17 protein-coding genes are annotated in these 15,484 nt (G+C 30.0%); all 17 read left to right on the top strand.

The genetic code is table 11. The features are described from left to right. Window positions 1-11 precede the first annotated feature (11 nt). The 17 genes from KPL54_RS03760 to KPL54_RS03680 all read left to right on the top strand — a co-directional run bounded on the left by KPL54_RS03760 (window position 12) and on the right by KPL54_RS03680 (window position 15,422). On the top strand, window positions 12-497 hold the full coding sequence (locus KPL54_RS03760; RefSeq protein WP_216104853.1) for a hypothetical protein: 486 nt from the start codon (window positions 12-14) through the stop codon (window positions 495-497). A 43-nt stretch (window positions 498-540) separates the two neighbouring features. Beyond that, window positions 541-2,736, top strand: a complete 2,196-nt coding sequence (locus KPL54_RS03755) for a stage V sporulation protein D (RefSeq protein ID WP_216104851.1) — start codon at window positions 541-543, stop codon at window positions 2,734-2,736. 255 nt (window positions 2,737-2,991) lie between these two features. Beyond that, entirely contained in the window at window positions 2,992-4,437 is a 1,446-nt protein-coding gene (locus tag KPL54_RS03750; RefSeq protein WP_216104849.1) for a UDP-N-acetylmuramoyl-L-alanyl-D-glutamate--2,6-diaminopimelate ligase, read from the top strand. Beyond that, window positions 4,438-5,850, top strand: a complete 1,413-nt coding sequence (locus tag KPL54_RS03745) for a UDP-N-acetylmuramoyl-tripeptide--D-alanyl-D-alanine ligase (RefSeq protein WP_216104847.1) — start codon at window positions 4,438-4,440, stop codon at window positions 5,848-5,850. Next, window positions 5,847-6,800 carry a phospho-N-acetylmuramoyl-pentapeptide-transferase gene (gene mraY, locus KPL54_RS03740; RefSeq protein WP_216104845.1) on the top strand — a complete coding sequence of 318 codons (954 nt, stop codon included), beginning with the start codon at window positions 5,847-5,849 and terminating at the stop codon, window positions 6,798-6,800. Before KPL54_RS03745 ends, mraY begins: the two co-directional genes overlap by 4 nt. Window positions 6,801-6,820: 20 nt before the next feature. Next, the gene (gene spoVE / locus KPL54_RS03735) at window positions 6,821-7,927 is read left to right on the top strand and encodes a stage V sporulation protein E (RefSeq protein WP_216104843.1); all 1,107 of its coding nucleotides are present in this window, start codon (window positions 6,821-6,823) and stop codon (window positions 7,925-7,927) included. Between the two features lie 323 nt (window positions 7,928-8,250). Continuing rightward, window positions 8,251-9,063: a cell division protein FtsQ/DivIB gene (locus KPL54_RS03730; RefSeq protein ID WP_216104841.1), complete on the top strand. Its 813-nt coding sequence runs from the start codon at window positions 8,251-8,253 to the stop codon at window positions 9,061-9,063. A 38-nt stretch (window positions 9,064-9,101) separates the two neighbouring features. Next, window positions 9,102-9,827 carry a DUF881 domain-containing protein gene (locus KPL54_RS03725; protein ID WP_216104839.1) on the top strand — a complete coding sequence of 242 codons (726 nt, stop codon included), beginning with the start codon at window positions 9,102-9,104 and terminating at the stop codon, window positions 9,825-9,827. Window positions 9,828-9,837: 10 nt separating this feature from the next. Continuing rightward, the gene (locus tag KPL54_RS03720) at window positions 9,838-10,179 is read left to right on the top strand and encodes a small basic family protein (protein ID WP_071613405.1); all 342 of its coding nucleotides are present in this window, start codon (window positions 9,838-9,840) and stop codon (window positions 10,177-10,179) included. A 9-nt stretch (window positions 10,180-10,188) separates the two neighbouring features. Beyond that, window positions 10,189-10,899 carry a DUF881 domain-containing protein gene (locus KPL54_RS03715; RefSeq protein ID WP_216104837.1) on the top strand — a complete coding sequence of 237 codons (711 nt, stop codon included), beginning with the start codon at window positions 10,189-10,191 and terminating at the stop codon, window positions 10,897-10,899. Between the two features lie 116 nt (window positions 10,900-11,015). Continuing rightward, the gene (locus KPL54_RS03710; protein ID WP_216104835.1) at window positions 11,016-11,690 is read left to right on the top strand and encodes a YggS family pyridoxal phosphate-dependent enzyme; all 675 of its coding nucleotides are present in this window, start codon (window positions 11,016-11,018) and stop codon (window positions 11,688-11,690) included. A gap of 1 nt (window position 11,691) precedes the next feature. Beyond that, entirely contained in the window at window positions 11,692-12,138 is a 447-nt protein-coding gene (locus tag KPL54_RS03705) for a cell division protein SepF (RefSeq protein ID WP_216104833.1), read from the top strand. 78 nt (window positions 12,139-12,216) lie between these two features. After that, complete coding sequence (locus KPL54_RS03700) at window positions 12,217-12,486, top strand: YggT family protein (RefSeq protein WP_253203330.1); 270 nt, start codon at window positions 12,217-12,219, stop codon at window positions 12,484-12,486. A 12-nt stretch (window positions 12,487-12,498) separates the two neighbouring features. Further along, on the top strand, window positions 12,499-13,272 hold the full coding sequence (locus KPL54_RS03695; RefSeq protein ID WP_216104831.1) for a YlmH family RNA-binding protein: 774 nt from the start codon (window positions 12,499-12,501) through the stop codon (window positions 13,270-13,272). 17 nt (window positions 13,273-13,289) lie between these two features. Continuing rightward, entirely contained in the window at window positions 13,290-13,904 is a 615-nt protein-coding gene (locus KPL54_RS03690) for a DivIVA domain-containing protein (RefSeq protein ID WP_216104829.1), read from the top strand. A 90-nt stretch (window positions 13,905-13,994) separates the two neighbouring features. Beyond that, window positions 13,995-14,687, top strand: a complete 693-nt coding sequence (locus KPL54_RS03685; protein ID WP_216104827.1) for a 5'-methylthioadenosine/adenosylhomocysteine nucleosidase — start codon at window positions 13,995-13,997, stop codon at window positions 14,685-14,687. Window positions 14,688-14,825: 138 nt separating this feature from the next. Continuing rightward, the gene (locus tag KPL54_RS03680) at window positions 14,826-15,422 is read left to right on the top strand and encodes a TraR/DksA C4-type zinc finger protein (protein WP_216104825.1); all 597 of its coding nucleotides are present in this window, start codon (window positions 14,826-14,828) and stop codon (window positions 15,420-15,422) included. The last annotated feature ends 62 nt before the right edge of the window (window positions 15,423-15,484 follow it).

The following is a 15,484-nucleotide window of genomic DNA, read 5'->3' as shown; positions in this document are numbered from 1 at the left end:
GGGTGAATAAAGTGATAGTAGCAAAAAAAGAGTTTGAAATGTTTGGAAATACAGTTTTAGCACCACAAGAACCAATTACAAAACGAAAATATGAAGATTTAGAAAAGTTACGAAGGCAGGCTAAGCAAAGTAAAAGACAAAAGGATATTAAAAAGAAAAAAAGAGTTCTTTTTAATATTTTTATAGGGTTTGCTATAGGAATGGTTATTATTGCAAGGTATTGTATGATCTATTCTTATCAACAAGCAAGTTCTAAAGCCAAAGCTCAGATCGATACAATAAGTAAACAAAATGATGCATATGAGGTAGACCTAATAAAGTTTAGAAATATAAGTTTTATTGAGAAAACGGCTACGACAAAACTTCATATGGTTAAACCTAAAATAAGTGATATACAATATTTTAATTTAAGCAAAAACAATTTAGAAGCGAATGATAATTCAAAAGTTAGAATAAGTAATAATGTAGTAAATAAAATAAAAGATATTATGTTTTAGAGAGTAGGTAATGCCCAGTTAAAAGTAGCAAGGGGGAAATAAGTTGGCAAGAGGAGAGTATAGAGACAAGGTAGTAGTTAAACGCAGAATGTTAATTGTCTTTTTCATACTTTTTATTTTGTTTTTTCTATTAGTTAGTAGGTTAAGCTACGTAATGATAGTTAAAGGATCTGATTACAAAGAAAAAGCAATTCTACAGTGGACAAGTGATGTTCGAATTTCACCAAAGAGGGGACGAATTCTAGATAGAAGTGGAAAAGAGTTAGCTATAAGTGCAAATGTTTTTAGAGTAGATTTAGATCTTAATGCATTAAGAGAAACTACGACGAAAAATAACTTAACTATGAAAATTATTGCGCCAGAACTAGCTACAATACTTGGAATGGAATCTAGTGACGTTTTATCAACTTTGACTAAGACAAATTCAAAAGGCAAAGTTATTGGATCAGCTATTTTGAAGAGAAGGATAGAAAAGGCTACAGCTGATAAAATAAGTGATTATTCGAAAAAACATAATCTTCGTGGAATTGTGGTTACAGGAGACACAAAAAGATTTTATCCCAATAATAATTTCTTATCAAGTGTTTTAGGACATACAAATTCTGATGGGAATGGATTAACAGGTGTTGAACTTTATTACAATAAGTTTCTATCAGGGGTACCTGGAATAAAAATTTCAGAAACCGATAGAAAAAGTGAGGAATTGCCTTACACAATATCTGATTATACAAAACCCATAAATGGTAAAGATGTAGTGCTTACAATTGATGAGATGATTCAGTATTTTTGCGAAAAAGCTGCATCACAAGCTATGATTGATAATAAAGCAAAAGCAGTTAGTATAATTGCAATGAATCCTAAAAATGGCGAAATATTAGGAATGGTTAATAAACCAGATTATAATCCTAATGATCCTTGGGATCTTAGCAAAAGTTATGATGAAAACCAAAAGGTATGGAGAAACAGGGCTGTTAGTGATATTTTTGAACCGGGGTCTATTTTTAAAGTGTTTACAGCCACAGCTGCAATGGAAGAAAAGTTAGTTAAGGAAGATGATAAATTTTTCTGCTCTGGAAGTACTGTAGTTGCAGGGAGAAGAATTAAGTGTTGGAAAACTACAGGGCATGGAGCTGAAAACTTTGTGGACATATTAAAAAACTCATGCAATGTTGGATTTATGGAGCTAGGTCGTAGACTAGGACCGGAAAAATTAAATAAGTATATTCATTTGTTTGGGTTTGGCCAAAAAACTAATATTGATGTAAATGGAGAAGCCTCAGGAATAATTAGAAAGACTAAAGATATGACTGCTCAAGATGTAGCGACAACATCATTTGGTCAAAGTAATGCTATATCTTGTATACAATATTTAGCGGGCTTTAATGCTATTGCAAATGGAGGAAAGCTTATAACTCCTCATATCATGAAAGAGATAGTTGATTATGGGGATACAAATACTAAAAAAGTTTTAGAGACATATTCAAATTACAATGAGAGAAAGATAATTGAACCAGCAGTTGCAAAGCAGCTTAGGGGTTACCTTGAACAAGTTGTAGAAAATGGTGGTGGTAAGAAGGCATTTATCGCAGGATATCATATCGCTGGAAAAACAGGAACTGCTCAAAAAATTAGTGAGACAGGTCCAGGATATGCAGCACAAAAATATGTTTCATCATTTGCGGGAATGGCTCCGTCAAATGATCCTCAAATAAGTATACTAATTAATATAGATGAGCCAGACCCATCTAATTACTATGGTGGTCAGATTGCGACTGTTGTTGGAAAACAAGTATTTAATGATATTTTTAATTATTTATCATTGAAATCTGATGCTACTAGTGAGGAAATTGGCAAAAGTTTATTAAAAGATATTATTGTACCTGAAGTAAGAGGTCTTAAAACAGCAGATGCGCAGAAGATAATAAAAGAAAACAATTTAAAGATAAAATTAACTTCAGATGGAGGTACTATTACTGATATGACCCCAAAACCTGGTTATACGGTTAAAGAGGGAACTGAAATTATCCTGCATACTGGAGCAGTAAAAGAAGATAGTAATACGGTTATGGTTCCAAGTATTATAGGGCGTAGTTCAGAAAGCGCTAGTGAGCTGTTGAGTAGTCTTGGACTGAAAGTTACATTTACTGGGGACGGAATAGTAACAGAGCAAACTTTAGAAGGTAAAGTCGTGAAGAAAGGAACTACAATCACTGCAGATCTAGATATTATGGCTGATTAGCTTTTATTTTTAGTAATAGATGACTATGATTCTGAAATGTTATTAAATATAGTGTATAATTATAAATTAGTACGTGGCAAACAAAAACCGACAGTATTCAGCATTTGTGAACTGTCGGATTTGCCATGTTAGAGGGTAGAGTGATTTTTTATAAAATCAACTTTATTTGTATATTATTTGTAAAAGAGGTTAGTAATAAAAAGAATAATATATTTTGCTTTGTGGCAATATGTTATGAATTAAGGGAGCGATTGTATGAAGTTAAGAAAAATTATGGAGAATATTAATTTCAATTTAATAAAGGGTGATATTGATATAGATATAAAAGAAATTCAATATGACTCAAGAAAGGTAAAAAAAGGGGACGTGTTTTTCGCTATAGAAGGATATAATCTCGATGGTCATAAATATATTCAAAGCGCTATTAATAATGGCGCTGTTGCTGTTGTATGTCAGAAAGATATAGAAGATGGACTAGATATCGTTGTAATTAAAGTTGAGGATGCGAGAAGGACACTAGCTATAAGCGCGGCTAATTATTACGAAAATCCAAGTCGTAGTATGAAAACGATAGGGATTACAGGAACTAACGGAAAAACAACATCAGCCTTTATGGTCAAAGCAATACTCGAGCAGAGTGGGTACAAGGTTGGACTAATAGGTACCATAGCAAATTTTATAGGAAAAAAGAAGATTCATACAGAGAGGACTACTCCAGAATCGCTAGAATTACATGAGCTTTTCAAAGAAATGGTAGATTCTAATGTTGATTATTGTGTAATGGAGGTGTCATCACATTCTTTAAGTTTAGACAGAGTATATGGAATAGAGTTTTGCGAAAGCATTTTCACAAATTTAACTCAAGATCATTTGGATTTTCATAAAACTTTTGAAAATTATTTTAATGCTAAATTAAAATTGTTTAAGCTAAGCAAAATATCAGTAATTAATATTGATGATGAATATGGCGCAAAAGCCTATAATTTAATAAAAAATAGTAAATTAAGTTTTGCATTAAACCATAAAGCAGATATTATGGCTAGCAATATAAAAATGCATTCAAGGGGGAGTGAATTTACTTTAAAGTATAAAGAAAGTTCTTTTGATATAGAATTAAATATACCAGGAAATTATAATGTATATAATGCTCTTGGGTCTATAGCAGTTTGTTTAAATCAAGGAATAGAGATTCAAGTAATTAAAAAAGCATTACAAAAGGTTCAAGTGCTTGGACGTTGTGAACTTGTTGAAAACAATCATAATTTGGGGTTTGAAATAATTTTAGATTATGCACATACACCTGATGGTTTAGAAAATATTTTGGAAACTGTAAGGGAATTCACAAAAGGTAAACTTATATCTGTTTACGGTTGCGGTGGAGATCGTGATAAAACCAAAAGACCTATAATGGGTAGAATAGGAACAAGCTTAAGTGATTTCTCATTTATAACTTCTGATAATCCAAGAACCGAAGACCCACTAGAAATAATAAAGGATGTGGTTCGCGGCATTGAAAAGAATAGCTATGAAATAATAGAGAATAGACGTGAGGCTATAAAACGAGCAATAGAGAGTGCAACAACTGGGGATATAATTGTTATTGCGGGAAAAGGTCATGAAGATTATCAAATACTTAAAGATAAAACTATACATTTTGACGAGAGAGAAGTCATTTCAGAGATACTTAAGGAGAAATTATAAATGGAGTATATTACTACAAATGAGATAATAGAGGCAATTCATGGAGAATTAGTATTGCAAGGTGAGGGGACTAAGCATAATAATGTATGCATAGATACAAGAATTATAAAAGATGAAGATGTTTTTATAGCAATAAAAGGTGAAAATTTTAATGCTAATGATTATGCCTTAGAGGCTAGTAAAAAAGGAGCTTCAATTTGTATAATTGATGATATGAAGTTTGAGAGGAGTGCGTTTAATAAGAAAACATCTGTTATTAAGGTAGAAGACACTAAAAAAGCACTTCTTATGCTTGCTAAATTTTACATAAATAAACTTAATATAAAGGTAGTAGGAATTACTGGTTCTACAGGTAAGACATCTACAAAAGATTTGGTTGCAGCAGTGCTTAGTGCTAAGTTCAAAGTGTTTAAAACACTAGGTAATTTTAATAACGAAATAGGATTACCTATGATGATATTTAAGTTAGATAAAAGTTATGATGTTGCTGTTCTTGAAATGGGCATGAGTGACTTTAAAGAGATTCATAACTTATGTGAAGTTGCAAAACCTGATATTGCTATTATTACTAATATTGGAATGTCTCACATTGAAAATCTTAAAACTAGAGAAAATATTTTAAAAGCTAAAATGGAAATAACAGACTTTTTTAGTGAGAATTCTGTTCTAATTGTAAATTCAGATAATGATCTATTGCAAGATATTGCATCAAAATATAAACTTATAAAAACGGGGATTGACTCTAAGGCTGATTACACAGCATGTAATTTAAATATACTTGAAAATAAAATAATATTTAACATAATGCACAAGGAAAATTTAATAGAAACTGGTATTGAGGTAAATATACCAGGACGTCATAATATACTTAATTCGATGCTCGCTGTAGCTTGCGCAAGGGTAATGGATATGAGTTACAAAGAAATTGCGGTAGGTTTTAAAAAACTTGAAGTTACATCTATGCGTTTAAATATAAAAAAAGGAAAAAGGTTTACTATAATTAATGATTGTTATAATGCTAGTCCTGATTCAATGCTCGCTGCAATTGATGTCCTAGGAAATACTAATGGTAACTCCAAAATTGCAATTTTTGGCACTATGAGAGAATTAGGGAATAGTGCATATGATGCGCATAAGCAAGTTGGAGAATATGCTAAAAGTAAAAACATTGATTTGTTAATTACACTTGGTGAATTTAATGAGGAATATAAAGAAGGATTTAATGATATAAATAAATATAGAAGTTTTAAAACCTATAAAGAGGTAGTTTCATTTTTAGATGGAATCATAAAACCCGGGGATGTTGTTTTGGTTAAGGCTTCAAGATATATGAAGTTTGAGAGCATAGTGAAGGAACTCGAAAACTTGAATTCTTGCGAAAATATTAATAATAAAGAGGTGATAGAAAAATGAATTTAATTATTTATTCTGTAATAATTGCATTTTTATTATCAATTATACAAGGACCCTTGTTAATTCCACTCCTACATAAGCTTAAGTTTGGTCAGAATATAAGGGCAGAAGGACCTAAAAGTCATCTGAAAAAAGCTGGGACACCTACTATGGGTGGCATAATATTTATGGTTTCAACAATAATTACAATGTTATTAATTGTTAGACATACAAATGATGAAGCAATGATTGCATTATATTGTTTTATAGCTTTTGGATTAATAGGACTTATTGATGATTTCCTTAAGATAACACATAAAGATAATGAAGGACTTAAATCTAAACAAAAGATGTTACTTATAGTAATAGTTGCAGGAGTAATTGGATATTACTCTTCCATTAGATTAGGAACGGATATAATGATACCATTTACAAATATGAATATAAATTTGGGGATTTGGTATGTACCTTGTATTATTATATATTTTGCGTCAACTACAAATGCAGTAAATTTAACTGATGGGTTAGATGGACTTGCAACTTCAGTTACAATAATAGTTATGACATTTTTTGCTTTAGTTAGCAATATGTTGTTTCATCCCTCTCTTGCAATATTTTGTGCAGCACTTGCGGGTGCATTATTAGGATTCCTAAAATACAATTTTTATAAAGCACAAATTTTCATGGGAGATATGGGTTCTTTAGCACTTGGAGGAGCGGTAGCAGGCGTTGGCATGATACTAAAATCACCAATCCTCGTTGCTATTGTAGGTGGTATATATGTTATGGAGACACTCTCAGTTATCATTCAAGTTTTTGTATTTAAGGCTACAGGTAAAAGAGTATTTAAAATGTCCCCCATTCATCATCATTTTGAATTAAGTGGATGGAATGAAACTAAAGTTGTTGCAGTATTCTCTATTGCAACAGTAGTTTTCTGTTTAATTGGATTTCTATCATTTTCCTATTAGTGATGTAAGGAGGATATAATATGAAAAAACACAATTCTAAAATGGGACAAATAGATTTTATATTATTTGCAACAATAATGATTCTTGTGGCTATTGGAGTAGTTATGGTTTATAGTTCCAGTTCATATGTTGCTGCTTTTAAATATAATGATCCAGAGTTTTTTCTGAAAAAGCAAATTATGTGGGCAATTGTTGGAAGTATTTTAATGGTTGTAGCAATTAAAATTGATTATCATATTTTAAAAAGATATACTGGCATTATTATGATAATTACTATACTACTTTTACTTGTAGTTTTAGCTTTCCCAGCCATTAACGGTGCTAAGAGATGGATTCCATTAGGATTCGCATCTATTCAACCATCTGAAATTGCAAAATACACTGTAGTTTTGTTTATGGCTAAGAGTTTAGATAGAAAGGGAGAAGGAGTAAAAGAATTTTTAAAAGGAATGTGTCCATACTTATTAGTTTCAGGATTTTATGCAGGTCTAGTTTTGCTTGGATCAAACTTAAGTATAGCAGCAGTTATAATGATTGTTACTGTAATTATTTTATTTGCAGCAGGTGCAAAATTTTTACACCTTTTTGCAATAGGTTCTACGCTTGTTGCAGCAGTTGGTGCTTTAACAATTCTTGAACCATATAGATTGGCTAGACTCATGAATTTCAGAGACCCTTTTGCTGATAGTCAAGGTAAGGGATATCAATTAGTTCAGTCACTTCTTGCACTAGGGTCAGGCGGAATTACTGGCGCAGGCATTGGTCAGTCAAGGCAAAAATGCCTTTATATACCAGAGCCTCAAACGGATTTCATCTTTGCAATAATTGGTGAGGAGCTAGGCCTAATAGGATGCACATTTATAATGTTGTTGTTTGTAATTTTTATATGGAGAGGTATTAAAACAGCAGTTACTGCTAAAGATATGTACGGAACCATCCTTGGTATTGGGATTACATCAGTTATAGCAATACAGGCAGTAATTAATATTGCGGTAGTTACAGGGTCGATGCCAGTAACTGGCGTGCCATTACCGTTTATAAGTTATGGTGGATCAGCTCTGGTTTTTAATATGGTTGCAATGGGAATACTTTTAAATATTTCAAGGCAAACTGCAAATAAAAATTAGAAAAGGCATGCGTAGTAGCATTGCCTTTTCTAATTTTTAAATTACAATTAGGGGGTATGAATTTAAATAAATAATAAGTCAAATGGCTTGTATATTTTGGTTGTTATTTGTTCTAGTGTAGTTACAGAAAATTAATATTATAAATACTAAAAATAGGTTGAAATTCAGATGAAAATAGTTAAGTTAAGTGTTATTATATATATGAGACTAGTTTTAAATAATATTGTGTAAATTAAATCTGGATCTATTTTACAATATACAAATTTTAATGGTGTATTTTAATATATAAATTTGTAAATTTGTTAAGGAATGCGAGGAAGTGAATGAGAAAGAAAAGTAATAATCTTGAAAAAGGGAATTACATTATAGAAAATAAAGAAAAATTATTACATAAAAGGAAAAAACGGAAAAAAATAAAGGGCTTAATTTTATTAGTCATAATTATGGTAACAACGCTTATTACATTATGTATAAAATTGCCATATTTTGATATTCAAAATATTGAAATAATAGGAAATGTGAATGCATCTAAAACTGAAATTAATGATATAGCTAAAACTCATTTAGGTAGTAATATTTTATATGATAGTTTTAGTGATACTAGTAAACAAATTATGGGAAATCCATACGTTTTAAGTGTAAAAGTTAAAAAAGTTTTTCCTAGCAAGATTATTATAGAAATAAATGAAAAAAGAGCTATGTTTTATGGAAAAGTAAATAATAATTTTTACATTATAGATAATAAAGGAAACCTGCTTCAAAAAAAATCAGATATTAAAGGTATGAACTTAGTAAATCTAATTGGATTTAATTATGAAAAAGCTCAAGTAGGTAGTTTAATTGGAGAGAAGAACGATCGAAAAATTGATACTTTAGTTTCAATGGCTAGTATCATTGAGAGTTATAGAAAAACTAGTAAATCAAGTAAGATAATGGCGGTAGATGTAAACAACGTGTTAGATATTAAGATTTTATATGGAAATATGTATATTAAATTTGGAACAACACTAGATTTAAAAAACAAATTTAATAAGGCAATAAATATTATTACGCAACCTCAATATGAGAATGCAAAGGGGTATGTAGATGTAAGTTTTACAGGAAATCCAGCGATTTATGTAGGACCAAAGAAGTAAGAAAGTATCTCCCCCGGAGAGTAGCAAGGAGGAAGTTTATGAAGAAGTTTATATCTCAAATATCTATTGGTATTATATGTGTATTATTAGGGTTTATGATAACTTATCAATTTAAAATGATAAGCAAACAAAATTCAGCATCAACATCAGATACAAATAAAAATACACCTGAAATTATAACTGAAAATGAACAATTAAAAAAGAATAAGATAGAGATGCAGAAAAAAATTGATGATTTAGATACTAAAACAAAAGAGTATGAAACTGCTGCAGGGGGTAAAAATGCAGAAAGTGAATTGTTAAATAAAGAATTAGTTGAGACGAGAATACTCACTGGAGATACCGATGTAAAAGGTGAAGGTATGACAATTTATATAACTCCTAAAAGTAGTATTTTTGGAAGTAATTCTGATGATCAAAAAATAAATGATACAGATTTAGTTCATATAGTAAATGAATTAAATGCTGCAGATGCAGAAGCGATTTCTATTAATGATATTAGACTAACTTCTCGTAGTGGTATAAGAAATGCTGGAAATGCGATTATTATAAATGATGAAAGAATTTCTTATAGTAAAAGAATAACTATTAAAGCAATTGGTAAAGGTGACATATTGGAAAGTGCTATTAGTTTCCCAGGAGCAATTCCACAAACACTTAGCCAGACTTGCGATATAACAATGGAAAAATCAAATAAAGTTGTAATTGATAAATCAAATAGAGCATATAAATTTGAGTTTGCGAAACCAATAGAAAAGAAGTAGAGGTGATTAAATGGTTGCTTTTGTAGGTTTATTAATAGGTGTGATATTAGGAATTGTATGGAATGTTAATATTCCAGTTAAATTTTCTCCATATATTTCGGTAGCAATTTTTGCTTGTTTAGATTCTGTTTTTGGTGCATTAAGAGGTTCAATGTCTCATAATTTCCGTGCAGATATTTTTGTGTCAGGTTTTTTTGGAAATGCTGCGCTAGCGGTAGCAATGGTTTATTTAGGTGATAAATTAGGAATTCCAATTTATTTGGCCGCTATTATTGTATTCGGAGGTCGGATATTTGATAACTTTGCAATTATTAGACGACTTTTAATTGACAAAGCTAAATCCCACTCATGAGGTGATTAAATGAAAAATAATGAAGCTACCATATTTGTTTTTATTGCTTCAATAATCATAGGAATTCTTATATCAATGAATATTGGATTTAAAGGGAAAAGCAATTTTTTAGATGTAAAACAGTATGATCAAGCCTATAATGAGAGAACTAAATTATATTCAGAACTAAACAGTTTAAAAGAGCAATACCATAGTACCAGTGTAAAGCTTAAAAAGTATGATACTGGTGATGAAAAAACACTTCAGGTTTCAAAAGAAATTAAAAAAGAAGTTATTAATAATAATTTAATAATTGGAAATAGTGATGTTTATGGCCAGGGAGTTAAAATTAAACTAGAAGATGGCGCCGATAGTTTTGATAAGAATGTTACTATGAGTCAGTTAATTCATGATTCTGATATTGTTCAAGTAGTAAATGATCTTAGAAATGCAGGGGCCGAAGCAATATCAGTAAATGGAATAAGAGTTATTTATAATAATTGGGGGTTATGTGCCGGTTCTAATATTGATTTAAATGGTGTCAAGATAGTAACTCCATTTTATATTAGTGCTATTGGAAACAAGGATATAATGTATAATTATTTAACTTTAGAGCAAACCCATACATCATTTCTCCAAAGTAGTAATGTTAAAATTAATATTGCTAAGTCAGATAATATAAAGATATTAGCATATAATGGTGACTTTATTTATAAGTATATGAGTTTAGTGAATAAATAATATTAAATATACGAATCTTAAAGGATTTTCATGTTTAATGAAGAATTAATACAGAAATGGGATAGGGTAATTAATAATTGTTTTGAGCCCTAAAAAAACTAAGGAGGGACGGATCGTTGTCAATTGGTGAAGTTTATAATAAAATAAAGAATGAAATTCCAGAAAACGTAACACTAATATGTGTTTCTAAGACTAGGCAAATTAGTGAAATAAAAGAGGCTTATGAATCTGGGGCTAGAGATTTTGGAGAAAACAAAGTTCAAGAATTTCTTGAAAAATATGACAACATAGAAAAAGACATTAGATGGCACTTCATAGGACATTTGCAGACAAATAAGGTGAAATATATAGTTGGAAAAGTTCATCTTATACATTCTTTAGATAGCATACATTTACTCAAAGAAATTGAAAAGCGTTATGGGGCAAAGAATGAAATAGCAAATGTTTTAATTCAAATAAATATTGGAAACGAAATTGCGAAGACAGGTGTTGCTCTTGAGGAAATGAATGAGCTGATAAAGGCCTGCGAAGAATGTAATAATGTAAAAGTCAAAGGGCTTATGGCTACAATTCCAATTGGTGACGATGAAAGTTCTAGAAAATATTTTGCGAAGATGAAGGCTATTTTTGATGATCTAAAGAATTATAAATACAAAAATGTTTCAATGGAGTTTTTATCTTTAGGGATGAGCAAAGATTTTCCAATTGCTTTAGAAAAGGGATCTAATATGATAAGACTAGGCACAAAAATATTTGGAAAAAGAGATTATAAAAAACTGGAGGTAATATAAAATGGCAAGTAAAGTGATTAATAAAGTTATGGATTTTTTGGGTATGGCAGAGGAAGAAGAGGATGAGGTTAAGGAAATGGATAATGAAGATGAAAGTGTGGATGTTGAATCATTGATGAGTGCAAACAAGAAACAGAGTAAAGTAGTGAATATTCATACATCAACATCTACAAAGGTAGTAATCATAAAACCAGATGATTTTGATGAAGCAACGGTGATTAGTGACAACTTAAAGGCTAGAAAGATAATTGTGATAAATACAACTGCGCTAGAACCAAAAACTGGCCAAAGATTATTAGATTTTGTCGGTGGAGTATGTTACGCTTTAGGTGGGGATCTTCAGCAGGTAGAAAAAGGAGTATATTTAATTTCTCCATCAAATATAGAAGTTAATAATGAATTGAAAACTGAACTAAGTTCAAAGGGAATTTTTAATTGGAATAAGTAAAAATGTGTATTAAAGAGATTTTTAGGACACAATAAAATATTGTTGTCTATATTTAGAAAATTCAGGAGGGTATAAAATTTGTATTTGTATAATGTAATTAATATGTTTTTTAAGGTGCTAGAGTATGCAATTATTATTGAAGTGGCTTTGTCTTGGTTTTATGCTGGGCGGTCAAATCAATATATTGAAATTTTACATAAAATAACTAATCCTTTATTAGAACCTGGTAGAAAGATTCAAGATAGATATTTTGGCAATATGATGATAGATTTTTCTCCAATAATAGCGCTTGGTATTATAATGATCTTAAAACAAATTGTGTATTTTTTATTTACACTATTATTATAAGGGTAAATGCAGATGGATAAAAAACATTTTTTAAATAGTATAAATTGTGAAGATAAGAATTTAATTTCTAACATATTTAATAAAATACAAATAGCTGAAAAGACAAATCAAATTATATTTACTAATGATTTTTTACCTCCAGCTATATGGCATCAAATTCTGGCTATAAGTGAAGATTATGAAATAAAACCATTTACAAATGGAATATTTAAAGATGCAGATAGGAGAATGTTATCATTTTCGACCGGTGATACACATATAGAGTATCCTATAGTTTTACTTAAAATAAAAAATAAATCTAAATTTGCGAAGGTTGATCATAAGGATTATTTAGGTGCAATAATGTCACTAGGCATAAAAAGAGAAAAATTGGGTGATTTAATAATTCAAGATTCTGTATGTTATGCACCGGTTTGCAGTGATATTAGTGATTTTATAATTAATAATTTAAATACAATAAAGAATTGTCCTTGCGACGTCACTGAGTATGATTATATATCACAGGCTCTTCCAGAAAGAAAATTCGAGGAAAAAGTTATTATAACTACGTCATTTAGGTTAGATGGTTTAGTTTCAGCTGTATGTAATATTTCTAGAAATAGTTCAGTTGAACTAATATCTTCAGGCAAAATACTAGTTAATTATTTTAATTGTTTAAAGAAAGATAAAGTAATTGAAAACAATGATACATTAACAATTAGAGGATATGGAAAATTTAAGCTGGTAGAGGTTGTAGGAAATACGCAAAAGGGTCGCTTGAAAGTTGTAATAAAGAAGTACATATAGGCATAGGGGGAGAAAGAATGAGAATAACATCTATGGATATTAACAATAAAGAATTTAAAAAGGTCATAAGAGGATACAGCTCAGAAGAGGTTGATGATTTTTTAGAAACAGTATCTGATGAATATGAAATGGCATATAAAGAAAATTCTACGCTTAAAGAGAAGATAAGTTTTTTAGAAGAAAAGTTAGATCATCATGTTAAGATAGAAGCAACAATTCAAAATACTTTAGTATTAGCCCAAAATGCAGCAGAACAAGCAAGGGTTTCTGCTCAAAAGGAAGCTGAATTGATTATTAGAAATGCAAATGACACTTCCCAAAGGATGCTAAATAAGGCTCATGATGATGTACTTAACGTAAATGATGAATATGAAAAAGTTAAGCAGGAATTTGCAAAATTTAGGACTAAATTCAGAAGTTTCATGAATTGTCAGCTTGAGATGTTTGAAGGACTCGAAAACGACTACCTTAAAAATTATAACATAGGAAATGTTACTCATGATGATAGAGTAGATGATGAAGCTGCGATTGATTCTGAATGTTCTAATTTAACACTCAAAAATATTGAGGAAAAAGATTTTCATGAAAATGGTGAGATGGAACAAATAAAAAGTTTTTTTGCCAAAGGGTAAAAACATAAAAAATCTCACTCATTGGGTGAGATTTTTTATGTAACAAATATTTAATGTATAAATTGGGATAAAATAAGGAGGAATATAAAAATGAATATAGGTATTATTGGAGCAATGCAGGAAGAGGTTCAATTTTTAATTAGGGATATGGAGTTTAAGCGGAAAGAAGTGAAGGCTAAAATGGAATTTAGTCTTGGAAATTTACATAATAAAAATGTTGTTGTAGTAACTAGTGGTATAGGTAAAGTTAATGCAGCAATTTGTGCTCAAATATTAATTGATGATTTTAATGTTGATTATATTATAAATGTTGGTATTGCAGGCGGAACGGTGGATAACATATATCCAGGAGACATTGTTATCGCAAATAATTTAGTACAACATGATATAGATACAACTATATTTGGTGATAAGATAGGACAAATTCCAAGGTTAGACACTTTTGATTTTAAATGTGATGTTTCTTTAATCAAATTTGCAGAAGAATCATGTAAAAATATAAAAGGACATAATCATTTTACCGGAAGAATCGTGTCAGGTGACCAATTTATTGCAAACATTGATAAGATAAAGTGGTTAAATTCTGAATTTGAATGTTTGGCATGTGAAATGGAAGGGGCAAGCATTGCTCAGGTATGTTATTTAAATGAAACCCCATTTATTGTTATTAGATCTATATCCGACAATGCAAGTAACGGGGCTCAAATGGAATATGAAAAATTCAAAGATATTGCAGTTGAAAATTCTACAAACATTTTAAATAATATGTTGAAACTAATCTAGAAATCAATCCTTATAAGTGCAAAAATATAAATATTATTAAATAAGTGTAATAAAATTCTTCCCATGAGAAAACATAATCATATAGAAGTTTTAGTTTTTTAATATTACTACTATATTAAAACTAGAGGAGTTGTTATCATGGAAAAGAATAAAATACAATATTTTAAAAAGAAATTGGTAAATGAACAGTCACGGGTACTTGATCTTATTAAATTAATGAGACAGAATGGGGTTATAGATTCTAATAGTGAAATGGCAACTGAATTGTCGTTTTATGACAATCATCCATCTGATGTTGCCACCGAAGTGTCTGATAAGGAAAAGGGAATTGCGTTAAAAGGAAATGAGATATCGGTATTAAATAAAATTGAAGATGCTTTAAAGAGCATTGATGACCATACTTATGGAAAATGCAAAAGTTGTGGAGTTGATATTGATCCAGAAAGATTAGAATTTATACCATATGCTACTAATTGTGTGTCATGTGAAAAATCTAGTGGTAATAAAAAACCAGCAGAGCAAAACAATAGATGTGTTGAGGAAGATATACTTGGATCATTTTTTAAATATAGCAATAAAGGCGATGTAGGTGTTGATGAAGAAGATACTTATCAGGACGTAGAACGTTTTAATAATAAATTAGATGATATAATCGAATTTGATGATGAGGATGGTTATGTTGAACCTGTAGAGAAAATAAGTAATCAACAATATAAAAATCAGCTACCAGATTAACAGTATATCTAATTAGAAAAAATAAAAGAGTATGTATTGCTTATAATTTTAAAAGAATAAAT

Source organism: Clostridium estertheticum (assembly GCF_018861295.1).
GTDB classification, from domain to species: Bacteria; Bacillota; Clostridia; order Clostridiales; family Clostridiaceae; genus Clostridium_AD; species Clostridium_AD estertheticum_D.
Note: the sequence above shows the minus strand (reverse complement) of the source record. Positions and strands in the feature narration are given on the sequence as shown.